The organism is Pseudomonas sp. NPDC087342, from assembly GCF_044744265.1.
Lineage (GTDB): Bacteria > Pseudomonadota > Gammaproteobacteria > Pseudomonadales > Pseudomonadaceae > Aquipseudomonas > Aquipseudomonas nunensis.
Map to the genome: position 1 here is coordinate 1 of NZ_JBIUXZ010000038.1, position 16407 is coordinate 16407.

Annotated in this window: 13 protein-coding genes and 1 pseudogene; 9 read left to right on the forward strand and 5 right to left on the reverse strand. The window is 57.5% G+C overall.

What is annotated here, in order from left to right:
* From glyQ to ACIOYV_RS32290, 4 genes are all read left to right on the forward strand, one after another.
* Positions 1-904 (forward strand): glycine--tRNA ligase subunit alpha (gene glyQ / locus ACIOYV_RS32275; RefSeq protein WP_401330417.1); only part of this gene is annotated, 904 nt, incomplete at its 5' end.
* Positions 901-2955, forward strand: coding sequence for a glycine--tRNA ligase subunit beta (glyS, locus tag ACIOYV_RS32280; RefSeq protein ID WP_401330420.1), 2055 nt, complete (start codon positions 901-903; stop codon positions 2953-2955). The genes glyQ and glyS, both read left to right, overlap by 4 nt.
* Positions 2956-2961: 6 nt before the next feature.
* A complete protein-coding gene (gmhB, locus tag ACIOYV_RS32285; protein WP_401330423.1) occupies positions 2962-3495 on the forward strand; it encodes a D-glycero-beta-D-manno-heptose 1,7-bisphosphate 7-phosphatase in 534 nt (177 codons plus the stop codon).
* Between the two features lie 81 nt (positions 3496-3576).
* On the forward strand, positions 3577-4356 hold the full coding sequence (locus ACIOYV_RS32290) for a 1-acyl-sn-glycerol-3-phosphate acyltransferase (protein WP_163910525.1): 780 nt from the start codon (positions 3577-3579) through the stop codon (positions 4354-4356).
* A 171-nt stretch (positions 4357-4527) separates the two neighbouring features.
* Here the strand turns inward: ACIOYV_RS32290 and ACIOYV_RS32295 are convergent, their stop codons facing one another.
* Complete coding sequence (locus tag ACIOYV_RS32295; protein WP_401330427.1) at positions 4528-6060, reverse strand: sensor histidine kinase; 1533 nt, start codon at positions 6058-6060, stop codon at positions 4528-4530.
* Positions 6061-6236: 176 nt separating this feature from the next.
* On the opposite strand from ACIOYV_RS32295, the gene ACIOYV_RS32300 reads away from it, so the two are divergent.
* Positions 6237-6956 (forward strand): response regulator transcription factor, encoded by a 720-nt coding sequence (locus ACIOYV_RS32300; protein ID WP_401330430.1) that lies wholly within the window; start codon positions 6237-6239, stop codon positions 6954-6956.
* Between the two features lie 125 nt (positions 6957-7081).
* Here the strand turns inward: ACIOYV_RS32300 and gyrB are convergent.
* The 4 genes and pseudogenes from gyrB to dnaA all read right to left on the reverse strand — a co-directional run bounded on the left by gyrB (position 7082) and on the right by dnaA (position 13298).
* Positions 7082-9505: pseudogene (gyrB, locus tag ACIOYV_RS32305) on the reverse strand (DNA topoisomerase (ATP-hydrolyzing) subunit B).
* A gap of 5 nt (positions 9506-9510) precedes the next feature.
* Entirely contained in the window at positions 9511-10614 is a 1104-nt protein-coding gene (gene recF, locus ACIOYV_RS32310; RefSeq protein WP_054048131.1) for a DNA replication/repair protein RecF, read from the reverse strand.
* 20 nt (positions 10615-10634) lie between these two features.
* Complete coding sequence (dnaN, locus tag ACIOYV_RS32315) at positions 10635-11738, reverse strand: DNA polymerase III subunit beta (protein WP_054048133.1); 1104 nt, start codon at positions 11736-11738, stop codon at positions 10635-10637.
* A gap of 39 nt (positions 11739-11777) precedes the next feature.
* The gene (gene dnaA / locus ACIOYV_RS32320) at positions 11778-13298 is read right to left on the reverse strand and encodes a chromosomal replication initiator protein DnaA (RefSeq protein WP_401330435.1); all 1521 of its coding nucleotides are present in this window, start codon (positions 13296-13298) and stop codon (positions 11778-11780) included.
* Positions 13299-13864: 566 nt separating this feature from the next.
* On the opposite strand from dnaA, the gene rpmH reads away from it, so the two are divergent.
* From rpmH to yidC, 4 genes are read left to right on the forward strand one after another with little or no spacing between them, the layout of a single operon-like run.
* Entirely contained in the window at positions 13865-13999 is a 135-nt protein-coding gene (gene rpmH, locus ACIOYV_RS32325) for a 50S ribosomal protein L34 (protein ID WP_003213577.1), read from the forward strand.
* Between the two features lie 16 nt (positions 14000-14015).
* On the forward strand, positions 14016-14417 hold the full coding sequence (gene rnpA / locus ACIOYV_RS32330) for a ribonuclease P protein component (RefSeq protein WP_401330460.1): 402 nt from the start codon (positions 14016-14018) through the stop codon (positions 14415-14417).
* The gene (yidD, locus tag ACIOYV_RS32335; protein WP_401330438.1) at positions 14410-14655 is read left to right on the forward strand and encodes a membrane protein insertion efficiency factor YidD; all 246 of its coding nucleotides are present in this window, start codon (positions 14410-14412) and stop codon (positions 14653-14655) included. The genes rnpA and yidD overlap by 8 nt, the downstream gene beginning before the upstream one ends.
* 2 nt (positions 14656-14657) lie before the next feature.
* A complete protein-coding gene (gene yidC / locus ACIOYV_RS32340) occupies positions 14658-16346 on the forward strand; it encodes a membrane protein insertase YidC (protein WP_401330441.1) in 1689 nt (562 codons plus the stop codon).
* The last annotated feature ends 61 nt before the right edge of the window (positions 16347-16407 follow it).

A 16407-nucleotide genomic window follows, 5' to 3' on the forward strand; every position in this document is an offset into this window, starting at 1 on the left:
GCTCCAGCAATACTGGGCCGAGCAAGGTTGCGTGGTACTTCAGCCCTACGATATGGAAGTAGGCGCCGGCACTTTCCACACAGCCACGTTTCTGCGCGCCATCGGCCCGGAAACCTGGAACGCCGCTTATGTGCAGCCCAGTCGTCGCCCGACTGACGGCCGCTACGGCGAAAACCCGAACCGTCTGCAGCACTACTATCAGTTCCAGGTAGTCCTGAAGCCGAACCCGGACAACTTCCAGGAACTGTACCTGGGCTCCCTCAAGCACGTCGGCCTGGACCCATTGGTCCACGACATTCGCTTCGTCGAAGACAACTGGGAATCGCCTACGCTGGGCGCCTGGGGCCTGGGCTGGGAAGTCTGGCTCAACGGCATGGAAGTGACGCAGTTCACTTACTTCCAGCAAGCGGGCGGCATCGAGTGCTACCCGGTGACCGGCGAGATCACTTACGGCCTCGAGCGTCTGGCCATGTACCTGCAAGGCGTGGACTCGGTCTACGACCTGGTCTGGGCTGACGGTCCGATGGGCAAAGTGACCTACGGCGATGTGTTCCACCAGAACGAAGTCGAGCAATCGACTTACAACTTCGAACACGCCAATGTGGAGAAGCTGTTCGAGCTGTTCGATTTCTACGAAAGCGAAGCCAAGCGCCTGATCGAACTCGACCAGCCGCTGCCGTTGCCGAGCTACGAAATGGTGTTGAAGGCGTCCCATACCTTCAACCTGCTGGATGCGCGCCGGGCAATCTCCGTGACTGCGCGTCAGCAATACATTCTGCGTGTTCGCACCCTGGCGCGTTCCGTTGCGCAAGCCTACCTGCTGGCTCGCGCCAAGCTGGGCTTCCCGATGGCGACCCCGGACCTGCGTGACGAAGTGTTGGCTAAGCTGGAGGCTGCACAATGAGTGCTCTGGATTTCCTGGTTGAATTGGGCACCGAAGAACTGCCACCCAAAGCCCTGAACACCCTGGCCGACGCGTTTCTGGCCGGTATCGACAAGGGCCTGCAAGCTGCCGGCCTGAACTACGAGACCAAAACCGTCTACGCCGCGCCACGTCGCCTGGCCGTGCTGATCACCGCGCTGGCCACCCAGCAACCGGATCGCAGCATTAACCTCGACGGCCCGCCACGTCAGGCCGCGTTCGATGCCGACGGCAACCCGACTCAAGCAGCCCTGGGCTTCGCCAAGAAGTGCGGCGTCGACCTGAGCGAAATCGATCAGAGCGGTCCGAAACTGCGTTACAGCCAGAGCATCGCCGGCAAGCCGACCGCGAGCCTGCTGCCGACCATCGTTGAAGATTCCCTGAACGACCTGCCGATCCCGAAACGCATGCGCTGGGGTGCTCGCAAAGAAGAATTCGTGCGTCCGACCCAATGGCTGGTGATGCTGCTCGGTGACCAGGTCATCGATTGCACGATCCTCGCCCAGAAGGCTGGCCGTGATTCCCGTGGTCACCGCTTCCACCACCCGGAAAGCGTGCGCATCACCGCGCCGGCCAACTACTTGGCCGATCTGCGTGGCGCCTACGTGCTGGCCGATGCCAACGAGCGTCGCGCACTGATCAGCAAGCGCACCGAAGAACTGGCGACGATGCAGGAAGGTACTGCGATCGTTCCTCCAGCCTTGCTCGACGAAGTGACTGCGCTGGTTGAATGGCCGGTGCCGCTGGTGTGCTCGTTCGAGGAACGTTTCCTCGACGTGCCGCAAGAAGCCCTGATCACCACCATGCAGGACAACCAGAAGTACTTCTGCCTGCTGGATGCCGAGGGCAAGTTGCTGCCACGTTTCATTACCGTGGCCAACATCGAAAGCAAAGACCCGCAACAGATCATCGCCGGTAACGAGAAAGTGGTTCGCCCACGCCTGACCGACGCCGAGTTCTTCTTCAAGCAAGACAAGAAGCAGAAACTCGAAGACTTCAACCTGCGCCTGCAGAACGTGGTGTTCCAGGAAAAACTCGGCAGCGTTTACGACAAGGCCGAGCGCGTCTCCAAACTGGCGGCTTACATCGCGCAACGCATTGGCGGCAACGCAGCCTGGGCCTCCCGTGCCGGCCTGCTGTCCAAGTGCGACCTGTCGACCGAAATGGTAGGTGAGTTCCCGGAGATGCAAGGTGTCGCCGGTTACTACTACGCCCTCAACGACGGCGAGCCGGAAGAAGTCGCCCTGGCGCTGAACGAGCAGTACATGCCGCGCGGTGCCGGCGCTGAACTGCCGACCACCCTGACCGGTGCGGCCGTGGCCATTGCCGACAAGCTCGACACGCTGGTCGGTATCTTCGGTATCGGCATGTTGCCAACCGGTAGCAAAGACCCGTATGCCCTGCGCCGTGCGGCATTGGGCGTGCTGCGCATCCTGATCGACAAGAAACTCGACCTCGACCTCAACGAAGCCGTGGCGTTTGCCGTGAATGCGTTCGGTACCAAGGTGAAGGCTGCCGGCCTGAATGACTCGGTGCTGGAATTCATCTTCGACCGTCTGCGTGCCCGTTATGAAGACGAAGGCGTGGATGTCGGTACTTACCTGTCGGTGCGTGCCCTGAAACCGGGTTCGGCGCTGGACTTCGACCAACGCGTACAAGCGGTAGAAGCGTTCCGCAAGTTGCCGGAAGCTGCGGCACTGGCGGCCGTGAACAAGCGCGTGTCGAACCTGTTGAGCAAGGTCGAAGGCTCCGTGCCAACGGTCGTTGAAGCCAAGTACTTCGACAATGCCAACGAGTTCTCCCTGTACTCGGCGATCCAGCAGGCTGACCAGGCTGTTCAGCCGATGGCTGCTGCCCGTCAGTACAGCGAATCCCTGGCGCGTCTGGCTGCCCTGCGCGAGCCGGTCGATGCCTTCTTCGAAGCCGTGATGGTCAATGCGGATGACGCCAATGTGCGCGCCAACCGTTATGCACTGCTGTCGCGTCTGCGCGGGTTGTTCCTCGGCGTCGCCGATATTTCGCTGTTGGGGTAAGACTGTTTGAAACTGCTGATTCTCGATCGGGACGGGGTGATCAATTACGACTCCGACGCTTACATCAAGTCGGTGGAGGAGTGGATTCCGCTCCCCGGTTCGATCGAAGCCATCGCGCAGTTGAGCGAGGCCGGCTGGACGGTGGCGGTCGCTACCAACCAGTCGGGCATCGCTCGCGGCTATTACGACATCGCCACCCTGGATGCCATGCACGAGCGCTTGCGCACGTTGGTGGCGGAGCAGGGCGGTGAAGTCGGGCTGATCGTCTATTGCCCGCACGGGCCGGACGATGGCTGCGAATGCCGCAAGCCGAAACCCGGGATGTTGAAAACCATCGCCGCGCATTACAGCGTCTCGCTGACTAATCTATGGTTTGTCGGCGATTCCCTTGGTGACCTGGAAGCCGCAAAAGCCGTCGATTCTCAGCCAGTTTTGGTAAAGACCGGGAAAGGCGAAAAGACTCTGGGTAAAACCCTACCGGTAGGCACCTTGATTTTTGACGATCTGGCGGCGATTGCCGCAGAACTTATCCACAATTAGAGCGTTTCGAGATTCCTGACCAAGGATTGATCGGGATTGCGCTTTATATAGACGGGCAGAGCCCGCACGGTAAACGTCACCATGTCGATACTGCAGGCCATCAGAACATTCCTCTTTTATCTGTTGCTGGGCACCAGCTCTTTGCTTTGGTGCAGCCTGAGCTTTTTCATCGCGCCTTTTCTGCCGTTCAAGGCCCGATATCGCTTCATTAATGTGTACTGGTGCCGCTGCGCCTTATGGCTGAGCAAAGTGTTCCTGGGCATCAGCTACGAAATCAAAGGCGCTGAAAACGTGCCTGACCGGCCCTGCGTGATTCAGTCGAACCACCAGAGCACCTGGGAGACGTTCTTTCTCTCCGCTTACTTCGAGCCGCTGAGCCAGGTCCTCAAGCGTTCATTGCTGTTCGTGCCCTTCTTCGGTTGGGCGATGGCCATGCTGCGACCGATCGCCATCGACCGTGATAATCCCAAAGCCGCGCTCAAGCATGTGGCGAAGAAGGGCGATGAATTGTTGAAGGATGGTGTCTGGGTCCTTATCTTCCCGGAAGGCACTCGTGTTCCTTACGGCACCGTAGGCAAGTTCTCGCGCGGTGGCAGCGCTTTGGCGGTCAACGCCGCACTTCCGGTGCTGCCGATTGCACACAATGCGGGCAAGTTCTGGCCGAAAACCGGTTGGGCGAAGAAGCAGGGCGTGATCACTGTGATCATCGGTGAGCCGATGTACGCCGAGGGCAGTGGACCGCGAGCCGTTGCCGCACTGAACGATCGGGTCCAGGCCTGGAATGAACAGATGCAACGCGATATGGGTTCGTTGCCACCGGCGCCTCAAGCACCCGCCGAGACGGATCAGGTGGCTGTCTGAGATTCTGTGGATAACCTGTGTACCGTTTTGTTGAAAAACGTCGTATTTAGTTTCTAGGGTTATGATTTATATACATATTTCTTAAGCTCATAAAATCCCGAAAAAGGTGCATAAGTTTTTTTCGGACGTAAAAAAACCGGCTGATATAGCCGGTTTTTTTATGCCCGCATTTTATTCATGCAGCAGGGGGAAATGAAGGCTGAAACAGGTGCCTTTACCGACCTCACTGTGACATTCGATCCGGCCATCGTGGTGATCCACCACTGCCTTGACCATCGACAATCCCAACCCAATACCATCGATGCCTTGAGCCGAAGTAAACCGGCGATATTGGCTAAACAGCTCAGGCAATTCGTCGGCAGCGATGCCTTTGCCCTGATCGGTAAGCTCGCAGGTCAGCCAACCCTCGCGACTGCTGACTTGCAGGCTGATACGTGTTCCGGAATCGCTGTACTTGATGGCGTTTTCCAGCAAATTGAACAACGCCCGGGTCAGCAATCCCTGATCGGCCATGATCAAACTTTCCTGGGCATCGTCCTCGAGGTGATGGACTAGCTCGATCTGCTTCAACTGCGCAATGCTCAGGGCCTGGTCGAACACGTCCAGTACCAGCATTGCGAACAGGGTGGGTTGGAATTCATAGGCCTCTGACTCGGCCCTGGCCAATAACACGAAGCCGTCTGTGAGGTCCAAGGCCCGGCGCACCTGACGCTCAATCTGATCGAACAACTGCGTGTCGCCGCCCACCTGGTGCCGATGCACATCGAGCAAGGCCAAAATCGCCGAATGCGGCGCCCGTAAGTCGTGGGACAAAAAGCGTAGCAGCACACCACGTTGCTCTTCGGCATCACGTTCGACACTCAGGTCGGTCAGGCTCAACAACCAGCCAATCGGCGTTTCTCCGTCCACGGGCAACAATGCCGCGCGCTCCAGGCGCAGACTGCGTCCTTTGATATCCCTGAACTCCAGCAGGGCCAACGTCGATAAAAGCGGCCGCGCGCCATTCAGCAATTCCGGGTAGCCCAATCGCGCCAGTTGCTCAAGGATGTCGTCGCCCACCAGCTCGGCGCCGAACAAGTCTCGGGCGTTACGATTGCCGAGCAATATCCGGCCTCGCGGATCACTGATCAACGTCGCTACCGGTAGATACTCCAGTCCGTCGGCGATAAAGCGCCGGGTATCGCGGGTGCGACTCATGGCTTGTTCCAGCGCCATGATTTGCCCCTGCAAATGATCACCGGTTGGAAACTGCACCCGACGGCGTTCCGGGAACACTTTCGGTTCGTTGTCCAGGCGCGCCAGTTCCCAGCCGAAGTAGCTCAGCACCACACTCAGGCGCCGCCAATTCCAGATCAGGTAGCCCAACAGCATGCCCATCAGACTCGCCGCCGGGGACCACCACCAACGCAGTTCTGCCAGACAGGCGCTGATCAGCAGCGCGCAGCTCATGCCACCCAGCGTCACCCACAGCGCCAGGCGCGGGCGTAGTAACAGCAAGCCGAGCACGCAAGCGACTAGACTGACTGACAACAACGCCTCCAGCGCCCCCGAACCCTTGAGCTCATTGGACTGGGCGCTATACGAGAGCAGGGCAGTCAGGGGCAGCAGGATCAAACTTATCCACAACCACTCCCTGACCAATTGCCGGAACAAACGCTGGACCTGAGTCGGCTCACGACTCTCACGACGGCGCTGAATTGTCATGGGCAAGTCTGAAAGGGCAGGGGGGAAGGCGTTAGATTCATGAGTCAGAATTCTGATTGGAAGATTGAACCCGAAGAATCATAGCGGACGATGACCGACGCAGGTTTGCTTACTTTCACTCCGCCAGTCGAGCCGGTATCGTCTACCGCCCACCCGCCCTCAAGGAATTGCCGCACATGCGTGTCGCGATACTGGACGATGAACCCGCCGAACTGCGCCGGGTCGAACAGACCCTGCACCAAATGGCCGAACCGGGCGAACACCCCTGGCTATTGCACAGCTTCGAGCGCGCGGAAGATCTGTTGCGCCAACTGCGCCGGGAAACCTTCGACCTGCTGATACTCGACTGGCAACTGCCGGATCTCAGTGGCCTCTCGCTGCTGCGCTGGACCCGCGAACACATGGATGCGCCGCCTGCCGCCATCATGCTCACCAGCCGCGACGCCGAGAGTGACATCGTCCAGGCGCTGAATGCCGGGGCCGACGACTACGTCAGCAAGCCGTTCCGTCCCAATGAATTGAAAGCCCGTGTCGCTGCTGTATTGCGCAGGCACGGCCAGCAACGTGCGACGGCTACCGAAGTACTGAGTTTCAATGACCTGGTGTTTGATGACGCTGAACTGACCGTCACCCGCGCGGGTATCCCCATCGCCATGACCGAACGGGAATACAGTCTGGCGCGATGTTTATTCACCAACCTGGGCCGGCCGCTGTCTCGGGAATATCTGTATGGACGGTTCTGGAGCCATGAAGAGATGGTGTCTTCTCGACCACTGGACACCCACATCTATCGCCTGCGCAATAAGCTCGGGCTGACGGCTGATCGGGGTTGGCAGCTGCTGACGATTTATGGGTATGGGTATCGGTTGGAGAGTGTGGGGTCGGTCGGCGAATAAAGATCAACAGATCGCAGCCTTCGGCAGCGCCTACATTTTTTAGGCTGCGATCTTTTGATTTTCTGTAAACCATAAAAAAGGCCAACGCTTGTGCGTTGGCCTTTTTCGTCGGCGCTACAACTGGATCAGAAGTCCAGGTTGGAAACCGCCAGGGCATTGCTTTCGATGAAGTCACGACGGGGTTCGACCGCATCACCCATCAGGGTGTTGAAGATCTGGTCCGCGCCAATGGCGTCTTCGATGGTCACTTTGAGCATCCGGCGCTGGGCTGGGTCCATGGTGGTTTCCCACAGCTGATCCGGGTTCATTTCGCCCAGACCTTTGTATCGCTGGATGGTGTGGCGCTTGGTGCTTTCCGCCATCAGCCATTCAAGGGCTTCCTTGAACTCGGTCACCGGCTTCTTGCGCTCGCCGCGCTGGATGTACGCGCCGTCGTCGAGCAAGGTGCTCAATTGAGCGCCCAGGGAAACAACGGTTTTGTAATCGTTGCTGCCGAAGAAGTCGCGGTTGAACGTGATGTAGTTCGACAGGCCGTGGGAGATCAGTTCGACCTCTGGCAGCCAGACGTTACGTTCACGGTCTTCACGCAGACTGGCTTTGTAGACCAGGCCAGACTTCTCGACGGTGCGCAGGCGTACTTCGAACCGAGCCATCCAATCCTGCATCGCTGCGTGATCGGACAGTTGCTCCATGCTTACCGCTGGCAGGTAGATGAAGTGCTCGGTCAGTTCCTGTGGGTACAGGCGCGACAGACGCTTGAGGGTCTTCATCACCAGGCGGAAGTCATTCACCAGACGCTCAAGCGCTTCACCGGAAATACCCGGGGCTTCTTCGTTCAGGTGCAGACTCGCATCTTCCAGGGCCGACTGCGTCATGTACTCTTCCATGGCGTCGTCGTCTTTGATGTATTGCTCTTAAAAGCCATACTAGAAATACAACAGAGACTGCAGTTCCATCTAGATGTAGCCGCGAACTATAAGCTCCGGCAACTTACGGAAGAAGAAGGTCAGCAGCAGGGTACGGATGTGCGAACCGTCGACGTCAGCATCGGTCATGATGATGATGTTGTGATAACGCAGCTTGTCGATGTTGTACTCGTCGCGGCCGATGCCGCAGCCCAGCGCGGTGATCAAGGTGCCCACTTCTTGCGAAGAGATCATCTTGTCGAAACGCGCCTTCTCGACGTTCAGGATCTTGCCTTTCAACGGCAGGATGGCCTGGGTGCGACGGTTGCGACCCTGCTTGGCGGAACCGCCAGCAGAGTCACCTTCCACGAGGTACAGTTCGGAAAGGGCAGGGTCTTTTTCCTGGCAGTCAGCCAGTTTGCCCGGCAGGCCGGCGATATCCAGCGCGCCTTTACGACGGGTCATCTCACGGGCTTTACGCGCCGCTTCACGAGCGCGAGCCGCGTCGATCATCTTGCCGACGACCAGTTTGGCTTCGTTCGGGTTTTCCAGCAGGAAGTCGGAGAAGTACTTGCCCATTTCCTGTTCGACGGCGGTCTTCACTTCGGAAGAAACCAGCTTGTCTTTAGTCTGGGAGCTGAACTTCGGATCCGGCACCTTCACCGAAATAATCGCGGTCAGGCCTTCACGGGCATCGTCACCGGTGGTGGCGACTTTGTGCTTCTTCGCCAGGCCTTCCGCTTCGATGTAGGTGTTCAGGTTACGCGTCAGTGCGGAACGGAAACCCACCAGGTGAGTACCGCCGTCGCGCTGAGGAATGTTGTTGGTGAAGCACAACAGGTTCTCGTTGAAGCTGTCGTTCCACTTCAGGGCGATTTCCAAGCAGATGCCGTCTTCTCGCTGGATGTTGAAGTGGAACACCTGGTTGACCGGAGTCTTGTTGGTGTTCAGGTATTCAACGAACGCACGCAGACCGCCTTCGTACTTGAACAGCTCTTCCTTGCCGCTGCGCTCATCCTTGAGGACGATGCCAACACCGGAGTTCAGGAAGGACAGTTCACGAATCCGCTTGGCCAGGATGTCCCAGCTGAAGTGGATGTTCTTGAAGGTCAGGTCGGACGGTTTGAAGTGAATCTGGGTACCGGTGGTTTCGCTCTCGCCAACGATTTTCATCGGCTCTTTCGGAACACCGTGGATGTAAGTCTGTTCCCAGATCTTGCCGCTGCGGCGCACCGTGAGAACAAGCTCTTCAGACAGGGCGTTCACCACCGACACACCTACACCGTGCAGGCCGCCGGATACTTTGTAGGAGTTGTCATCGAACTTACCGCCGGCGTGCAGCACGGTCATGATGACCTCGGCTGCGGAAACGCCTTCTTCTTTGTGCACGTCCACCGGGATGCCACGACCGTTGTCACGCACGGTGATGGATTCGTCCGGGTGGATGATGATGCTGATGTCGTCGCAGTGGCCAGCGAGCGCTTCATCGATGGAGTTGTCGACTACCTCGAAGACCATGTGGTGCAGACCGCTACCATCGTCGGTGTCACCAATGTACATACCGGGACGTTTACGGACGGCATCCAGGCCTTTCAGCACCTTAATGCTCGTTGAGTCGTAGGTATTCGTATTTTCTTCGCTCAATGCCTTCACTCCCGATGGTCGTGGGTCTGGGTGATACGGCCCTGTTCCACGTGGAACAAAGCGACTGGCGTTTCCGTCTGCCAGCCTTCCCTCAATAATTCGTGATCTACACAGGTAATAAACACCTGGCAGCGTAAGTCTTCCAGCAAGCGGCAAAGCGCACGGCGGTGTTGCTCGTCCAGTTCGGACGGCAAGTCATCCACCAGATAAATACACTGGCCGCGTCGGGCCTGGCTAACCAGGTGCCCCTGGGCAATCCGCAATGCACAGACCACCAACTTCTGCTGACCCCGAGACAATATGTCCGCGGCGTTATGTGCGCCCAATCGAAGACGCAAATCAGCGCGTTGTGGTCCGGCCTGGGTATGACCCATTTGCTGATCCCGCTGAAGGGACCCGGCAAGCACGGCACTTAGTTCGCGCTCTTTGTCCCAACCTCGGTAATAGCTCAGCGTCAAGCCCTCGAGCTCAACCAGTTCGCTCAAGGTCTGTTCAAAGACTGGTTTCAAGGCTTTGATATAAGCGCGGCGGTATTCATCAATTTCTGCGCTGGCCTGGCACAGTTCCCTGTCCCAAACCGCTTGCGAAACGGCGTCAAGTGTACCATGCCGCAGCCAAGAGTTTCTCTGGCGCAGGGCCTTCTGCAAGCGCTGCCATGTGGACATGAATCGCGGTTCCACGTGGAACACACCCCAGTCGAGAAACTGCCTCCGAATCTTCGGCGCACCTTCTAACAGCCGGAAGCTGTCGGGGTTGATCAACTGCAAAGGCAGGATTTCCGCCAGTTGCGCCGCGCTGCGGGCGTTCTGCCCGTCAATGCGGATCTGGAACTCACCCTGACGGTCCCGCGATATCCCTAAAGCGCTGTGCCCGCCTTCGGCCAACTCCACCTGACCAAACACCGTGCACGCCAGTTGCTCGTACTGAATGACGGGTAAAAGACGGCTGCTACGAAACGAACGGGCAAGCCCCAGCAGATGAATGGCTTCCAGAACACTGGTTTTGCCGCTGCCGTTGGCGCCGTAAAGAATGTTGATTCGGGGAGAGGGGGAGAAGGTCACCGGGTGCAGGTTGCGCACCGCGGTGACCGAGACGCGACTTAAGGACATCTAGCTTCTGCTGAACATGATTACAGACGCATCGGCATGACAACGTAGGCCGAGTCGTCGTTGTCGGACTCTTGCACCAGCGCACTGCTGTTGGAGTCGGACAGGATCAGGCGAACCTGCTCGGTGGTCATCACGCCCAACACGTCGAGCAAGTAGCTCACGTTGAAGCCGATTTCCAGATTGCCGCCGTTGTATTCAACGCCCACTTCTTCTTCCGCTTCTTCCTGCTCCGGGTTATTCGCCTGGATCTTCAGCTGACCGTTGGCCAGTTGCAGACGGATGCCGCGGTACTTCTCGTTGGACAGAATCGCGGTACGGCTGAATGCTTCACGCAGCGCCTGGCGGTCACCCAGCACAAGCTTGTCGCCACCTTTAGGCAGAACACGCTCGTAGTCCGGGAACTTGCCGTCGACCAGTTTGGAGGTGAAGGTGAACTCGCCGGTGGTCGCACGGATGTGGTGCTGACCCAGGACGATGCTGACCAGGCCATCCGGCTCGGTCAGCAGACGCGCCAGCTCAAGGATACCCTTGCGCGGCACGATCACCTGGTGACGATCCGGCTGACCGATATCGGCTTTCATCGAGCACATGGCCAGACGGTGACCGTCGGTGGCCACGGCGCGGATGATGCCTTCGGACACTTCCAGCAGCATGCCGTTGAGGTAGTAACGCACGTCCTGCTGGGCCATGGCGAAGCTGGTGCGTTCGATCAAACGACGCAGTTTGCTTTGCTCCAGGCTGCAGGTCAGCGAACCCGGGCCTTCCTCGACGGTCGGGAAATCGTTGGCCGGCAAGGTCGACAAGGTGAAGCGGCTACGGCCGGCCTTCACCACGAGCTTCTGCTCATCGACCTTGATGTCGATCAGCGCATCGTTCGGCAGGCTCTTGCAGATGTCCATCAGCTTGCGCGCAGGCACAGTGATGGAGCCTGGATCAGCCGGCTCTTCGAGTTGCACACGACCAACCAGCTCGACTTCCAGGTCGGTACCGGTCAGCGACAATTGCTGGCCTTCGACAACCAGCAGCACGTTGGAGAGCACCGGCAAGGTCTGTCGGCGCTCGACGACGCCTGCGACCAGTTGCAGGGGTTTCAACAGGGCTTCGCGTTGAATGGTGAAATGCATGGTCTAGTCCCTTGCCTTAATAAGCTGCGCTGGTGTTCATCAAGTGGTCAGTGTTAGCAGCAGGTTCTTGTAGTCCTCGCGGATGTCCGCGTCGGATTCCTTAAGTTCGTTGATCTTGCGGCAGGCGTGCAAAACAGTCGTGTGGTCGCGGCCGCCAAACACATCGCCGATTTCCGGCAGGCTGTGGTTAGTCAACTCTTTGGAGAGGGCCATTGCAACCTGACGCGGACGTGCGACCGAGCGCGAACGACGCTTGGACAGCAGGTCGGAGATCTTGATCTTGTAGTACTCGGCGACGGTGCGCTGAATGTTATCCACAGAGACCAGTTTGTCTTGCAGCGCCAACAAGTCTTTCAGGGATTCGCGAATCAGCTCGATGGTGATGTCGCGACCCATGAAGTGCGAGTGGGCGATCACGCGTTTGAGCGCGCCTTCCAGCTCACGGACGTTGGAGCGAATACGCTGGGCAATGAAGAACGCCGCGTCGTGGGGCAGATCGACTTTGGCCTGGTCGGCCTTTTTCATCAGGATCGCCACACGGGTTTCCAGCTCCGGCGGCTCGACGGCAACCGTCAGGCCCCAGCCGAAGCGGGATTTGAGGCGCTCTTCAAGGCCTTCGATTTCTTTCGGGTAGCGGTCACTGGTGAGAATGACCTGCTGGCCACCTTCAAGCAGGGCGTTGAAGGTGTGGAAAAACTCTTCCTGGGAACGTTCCTTGCGAGCGAAGAACTGAATGTCATCGATCAGCAGCGCATCCACCGAACGGTAGAAGCGCTTGAATTCGTTGATCGCGTTCAGTTGCAGCGCCTTGACCATGTCGGCCACGAAACGCTCGGAATGCAGGTACACGACCTTGGCATTCGGGTTCTTCTTTAATAGGTGGTTACCCACAGCGTGCATCAAGTGGGTCTTACCCAAGCCAACGCCACCATAAAGGAAGAGCGGGTTGTAACCGTGCTTGGGATTGTCTGCCACTTGCCAGGCCGCGGCCCGGGCCAGCTGGTTGGACTTACCTTCGACGAAGTTCTCGAAGGTAAAGGTGCGGTTCAGGTAGCTGGTGTGCTTGAGCGCGCCTTCGACCTGCACAGTGCGTTGTTCGGCACGGACCGGGGCCTGTTGCGAACTGGCGCCAGCCATCGGGTCGAAACTGTCGCGAGACGGCTCTTCGCTGACTTCGGCAACTTTTTGAGTTGCACGTTTGGTCTGGGTGGCGGCTGGCGCAGGGGCTGGAGCGCTGACAGGTGTCTGGGCAGTCTGAGCCTGGGAAGCTGCGGCGGCCAGCGGAGCGTTGGGTGCCGCACGCGGTGCCGAACTGCGTTTGCTGCCTATTAATAAGGAAAGCACCGGCGCAATGCCGTTGCCATGCTCATCCAGCAGTTCGAGGACGCGGCCCAGGTACTTTTCGTTGACCCAGTCGAGAACAAAACGGTTCGGTGCGTAGACACGCAACTCGTCGCCTTCGGCTTCGACCTGTAGTGGACGGATCCAAGTGTTGAATTGTTGGGCAGGCAGCTCATCGCGCAAAAGCTCCACGCACTGCTGCCAAAGTTCCACTGACACGGATATCCCCTAAGTTGAAAGCCGGTGAGGCAAAAACAAGCGGCCATTGTAGCGGCCAGACGCCCACTTATCCACATGCAGGTTGCGCACAGGCCATGATTTATCAACGCGTTAACTGACAAAAAGACGACCGACGGTATGTGCATAAGCTCTGTGGATAACCGCACATGAGGGCACTGGACAAGTGGGGGGTAAACTCGGTGGATAACTGGCCTGTGGATAACTGGCCATTCCACACACAGCTTATCCGACAGCGCAGCACAGGCTGACCACCGTTTTCCACCGTAGTTGTCATTCTCTGTACAGCACGACTTAGAAGGGCTTAAGGCAGTTATCCACAGAAGATCGTGCCCCTAGCTTTTATAAGCTTTACAGAAAAGCTTTAAATAATTCCCTTCTTTATTTCTATATCTAGCGAAGGGGGTCGAACGAGAAAACCGCTGGAGATCTATTTATAAGGAAACGCTGGTTGGAAATTGACCTAGAGGCTTGCTTTCTCTAGAATCCCCGGTCTCTTAAAACGGGGGCCATTCCGGCCCGTTGTGGACGAACCAGGTAACACGACAATGAAACGTACTTTCCAACCAAGCACTATCAAACGCGCTCGTACCCACGGTTTCCGTGCTCGCATGGCTACCAAAAACGGTCGCGCCGTCCTGTCGCGTCGCCGCGCCAAAGGTCGTGCGCGTCTGGCAGTTTGATAATCCGGCACTGGAGGTGAGTCAGGACTTCAGTCGGGACAAGCGTTTGCTTACGCCCCGGCATTTCAAAGCAGTCTTTGACTCCCCTACCGGCAAGGTTCCGGGGAAAAACCTCCTGCTCCTTGCGCGCAACAACGATCTTGATCACCCCCGTCTCGGGTTGGTTATCGGGAAAAAGAGCGTAAAGCTCTCCGTCGAGCGCAATCGCCTCAAACGTCTGATGCGCGAATCGTTTCGCCTGAACCAGGATTCACTGGTCGGTTGGGACATTGTTATCGGCGCGCGCAAAGGTTTGGGCGACGTAGAAAACCCCGAATTGATTCAGCATTTCGGCAAACTCTGGAAGCGTCTGGCACGCAGCACGCCGGTACCAGCAGTCAAAACCGAAACTGTAGGGGTAGACAGTACCGATGCGTAAACTGGCACTCGTTCCGATCCAGTTTTATCGCTATGCCATTAGTCCCCTGATGGCCAGTCACTGTCGTTTCTACCCCAGTTGTTCCTGCTACGCGTATGAAGCCATAGAAAATCATGGCCTTCTGCGCGGTGGCTGGCTGGCCTTTCGTCGATTAGGTCGCTGTCATCAGTGCACTCCCGGTGGTTATGACCCGGTTCCGCCTATCCCTACCTCCCGTTCTTCTTCGATGGCCGAGTAATCATGGATATCAAACGCACGATCCTGATCGTCGCCCTGGCAATCGTGTCCTACGTTATGGTTCTTAAATGGAACCAGGACTATGGCCAGGCTGCCCTGCCGACTCAGAATGTTGCTTCCAGTACTACCGCACCGGGCCTACCGGACACGGCGACTGGCAATAATGCTTCTGTCAGTGACGACATTCCACGCGCCGCAAGCGATACCAGTGCCACTGCACCTGCTGAAACGCCAGTAGCTGTAAGCAAAGACCTCATCCAGATCAAAACGGATGTGCTCAACCTGGCTATCGACCCACAAGGTGGTGATGTTGCCCAGTTGACGTTGCCGCTGTATCCACGTCGCCAGGACCATCCGGAAATTCCATTCCAGCTGTTCGATAACGGCAACGAGCGGACTTATCTGGCCCAGAGCGGTTTGATCGGCACCGACGGTCCGGACGCAAGTCCAACCGGTCGTCCGGTTTACTCCTCCGAGAAGAAGATCTACCAACTGGCTGACGGTCAGGACCAACTGGTCGTAGACCTGAAGTTCAGCAAGGACGGCGTCAACTACATCAAGCGTTTCACTGTGAAACGTGGCCTGTATGACGTAACCGTTTCGTACTTGATCGACAACGAAAGCGCCAAACCTTGGTCGGGTGCGATGTTCGCCCAACTGAAACGTGACGCCAGCTCCGATCCTTCTTCCAGCACTGCCACCGGCACCGCGACTTACCTGGGCGCCGCCCTGTGGACAAGTAACGAGCCGTACAAGAAAGTGTCGATGAAGGACATGGACAAGGCTCAGCTGAAAGAAACCGTTAACGGTGGTTGGGTTGCCTGGTTGCAACACTACTTCGTGACCGCGTGGATTCCGGCGAAGGGCGAAAACAACGTCGTTCAGACCCGTAAAGACAGCAAAGGCAACTACATCATCGGTTACACGGCTCCGGCAGTGACCGTTGCACCGGGTGCCAAAGGTGAAGTCAGCGCTGTTCTGTACGCCGGCCCGAAAAGCCAGGCTGTGCTGAAAGAGTTGTCCCCAGGTCTGGAATTGACCGTCGACTACGGCATCCTGTGGTTCATTGCCCAGCCAATCTTCTGGCTGCTGCAACACATTCACGCGATTGTGGGTAACTGGGGCTGGTCGATCATCTTCCTGACCATGCTGATCAAAGGGCTTTTCTTCCCTCTGTCGGCTGCCAGCTACAAATCCATGGCGCGCATGCGTGCAGTGGCACCGAAACTGGCCGCGCTGAAAGAGCAACATGGCGATGACCGGCAGAAAATGTCCCAAGCCATGATGGAGCTGTACAAGAAAGAGAAGATCAATCCACTGGGCGGCTGCTTGCCAATCCTGGTGCAGATGCCGGTTTTCCTTTCGCTGTACTGGGTTCTGCTGGAAAGTGTTGAAATGCGTCAAGCGCCTTTCATGCTGTGGATTACTGACCTGTCGATCAAAGACCCGTTCTTCATTCTGCCGATCATCATGGGTGCAACCATGTTTATCCAGCAGCGGTTGAACCCAACGCCTCCGGATCCGATGCAGGCCAAGGTGATGAAGCTGATGCCAATCATCTTCACCTTCTTCTTCCTGTGGTTCCCGGCGGGTCTGGTGCTGTACTGGGTGGTCAACAACTGCCTGTCCATCAGCCAACAGTGGTACATCACACGTAAGATCGAAGCTGCTACCAAAAATGCCGCTGCGTAACTTACTCTGTGGATAACCACTCAAAACGCCCCCTAGTGGGGCGTTTTGCTATCTGTCTCTT

What these genes read in the sequence shown, in the direction of transcription:
- yidD (WP_401330438.1), top strand. Translation starts at nt 14,410, where the DNA reads ATGCGTAAACTGGCACTCGTTCCGATCCAGTTTTATCGCTATGCCATT.
- dnaN (WP_054048133.1), bottom strand. Translation starts at nt 11,738, where the DNA reads ATGCATTTCACCATTCAACGCGAAGCCCTGTTGAAACCCCTGCAACTG.
- ACIOYV_RS32290 (WP_163910525.1), top strand. Translation starts at nt 3,577, where the DNA reads ATGTCGATACTGCAGGCCATCAGAACATTCCTCTTTTATCTGTTGCTG.
- ACIOYV_RS32300 (WP_401330430.1), top strand. Translation starts at nt 6,237, where the DNA reads ATGCGTGTCGCGATACTGGACGATGAACCCGCCGAACTGCGCCGGGTC.
- glyS (WP_401330420.1), top strand. Translation starts at nt 901, where the DNA reads ATGAGTGCTCTGGATTTCCTGGTTGAATTGGGCACCGAAGAACTGCCA.
- rpmH (WP_003213577.1), top strand. Translation starts at nt 13,865, where the DNA reads ATGAAACGTACTTTCCAACCAAGCACTATCAAACGCGCTCGTACCCAC.
- ACIOYV_RS32295 (WP_401330427.1), bottom strand. Translation starts at nt 6,060, where the DNA reads ATGACAATTCAGCGCCGTCGTGAGAGTCGTGAGCCGACTCAGGTCCAG.
- recF (WP_054048131.1), bottom strand. Translation starts at nt 10,614, where the DNA reads ATGTCCTTAAGTCGCGTCTCGGTCACCGCGGTGCGCAACCTGCACCCG.
- yidC (WP_401330441.1), top strand. Translation starts at nt 14,658, where the DNA reads ATGGATATCAAACGCACGATCCTGATCGTCGCCCTGGCAATCGTGTCC.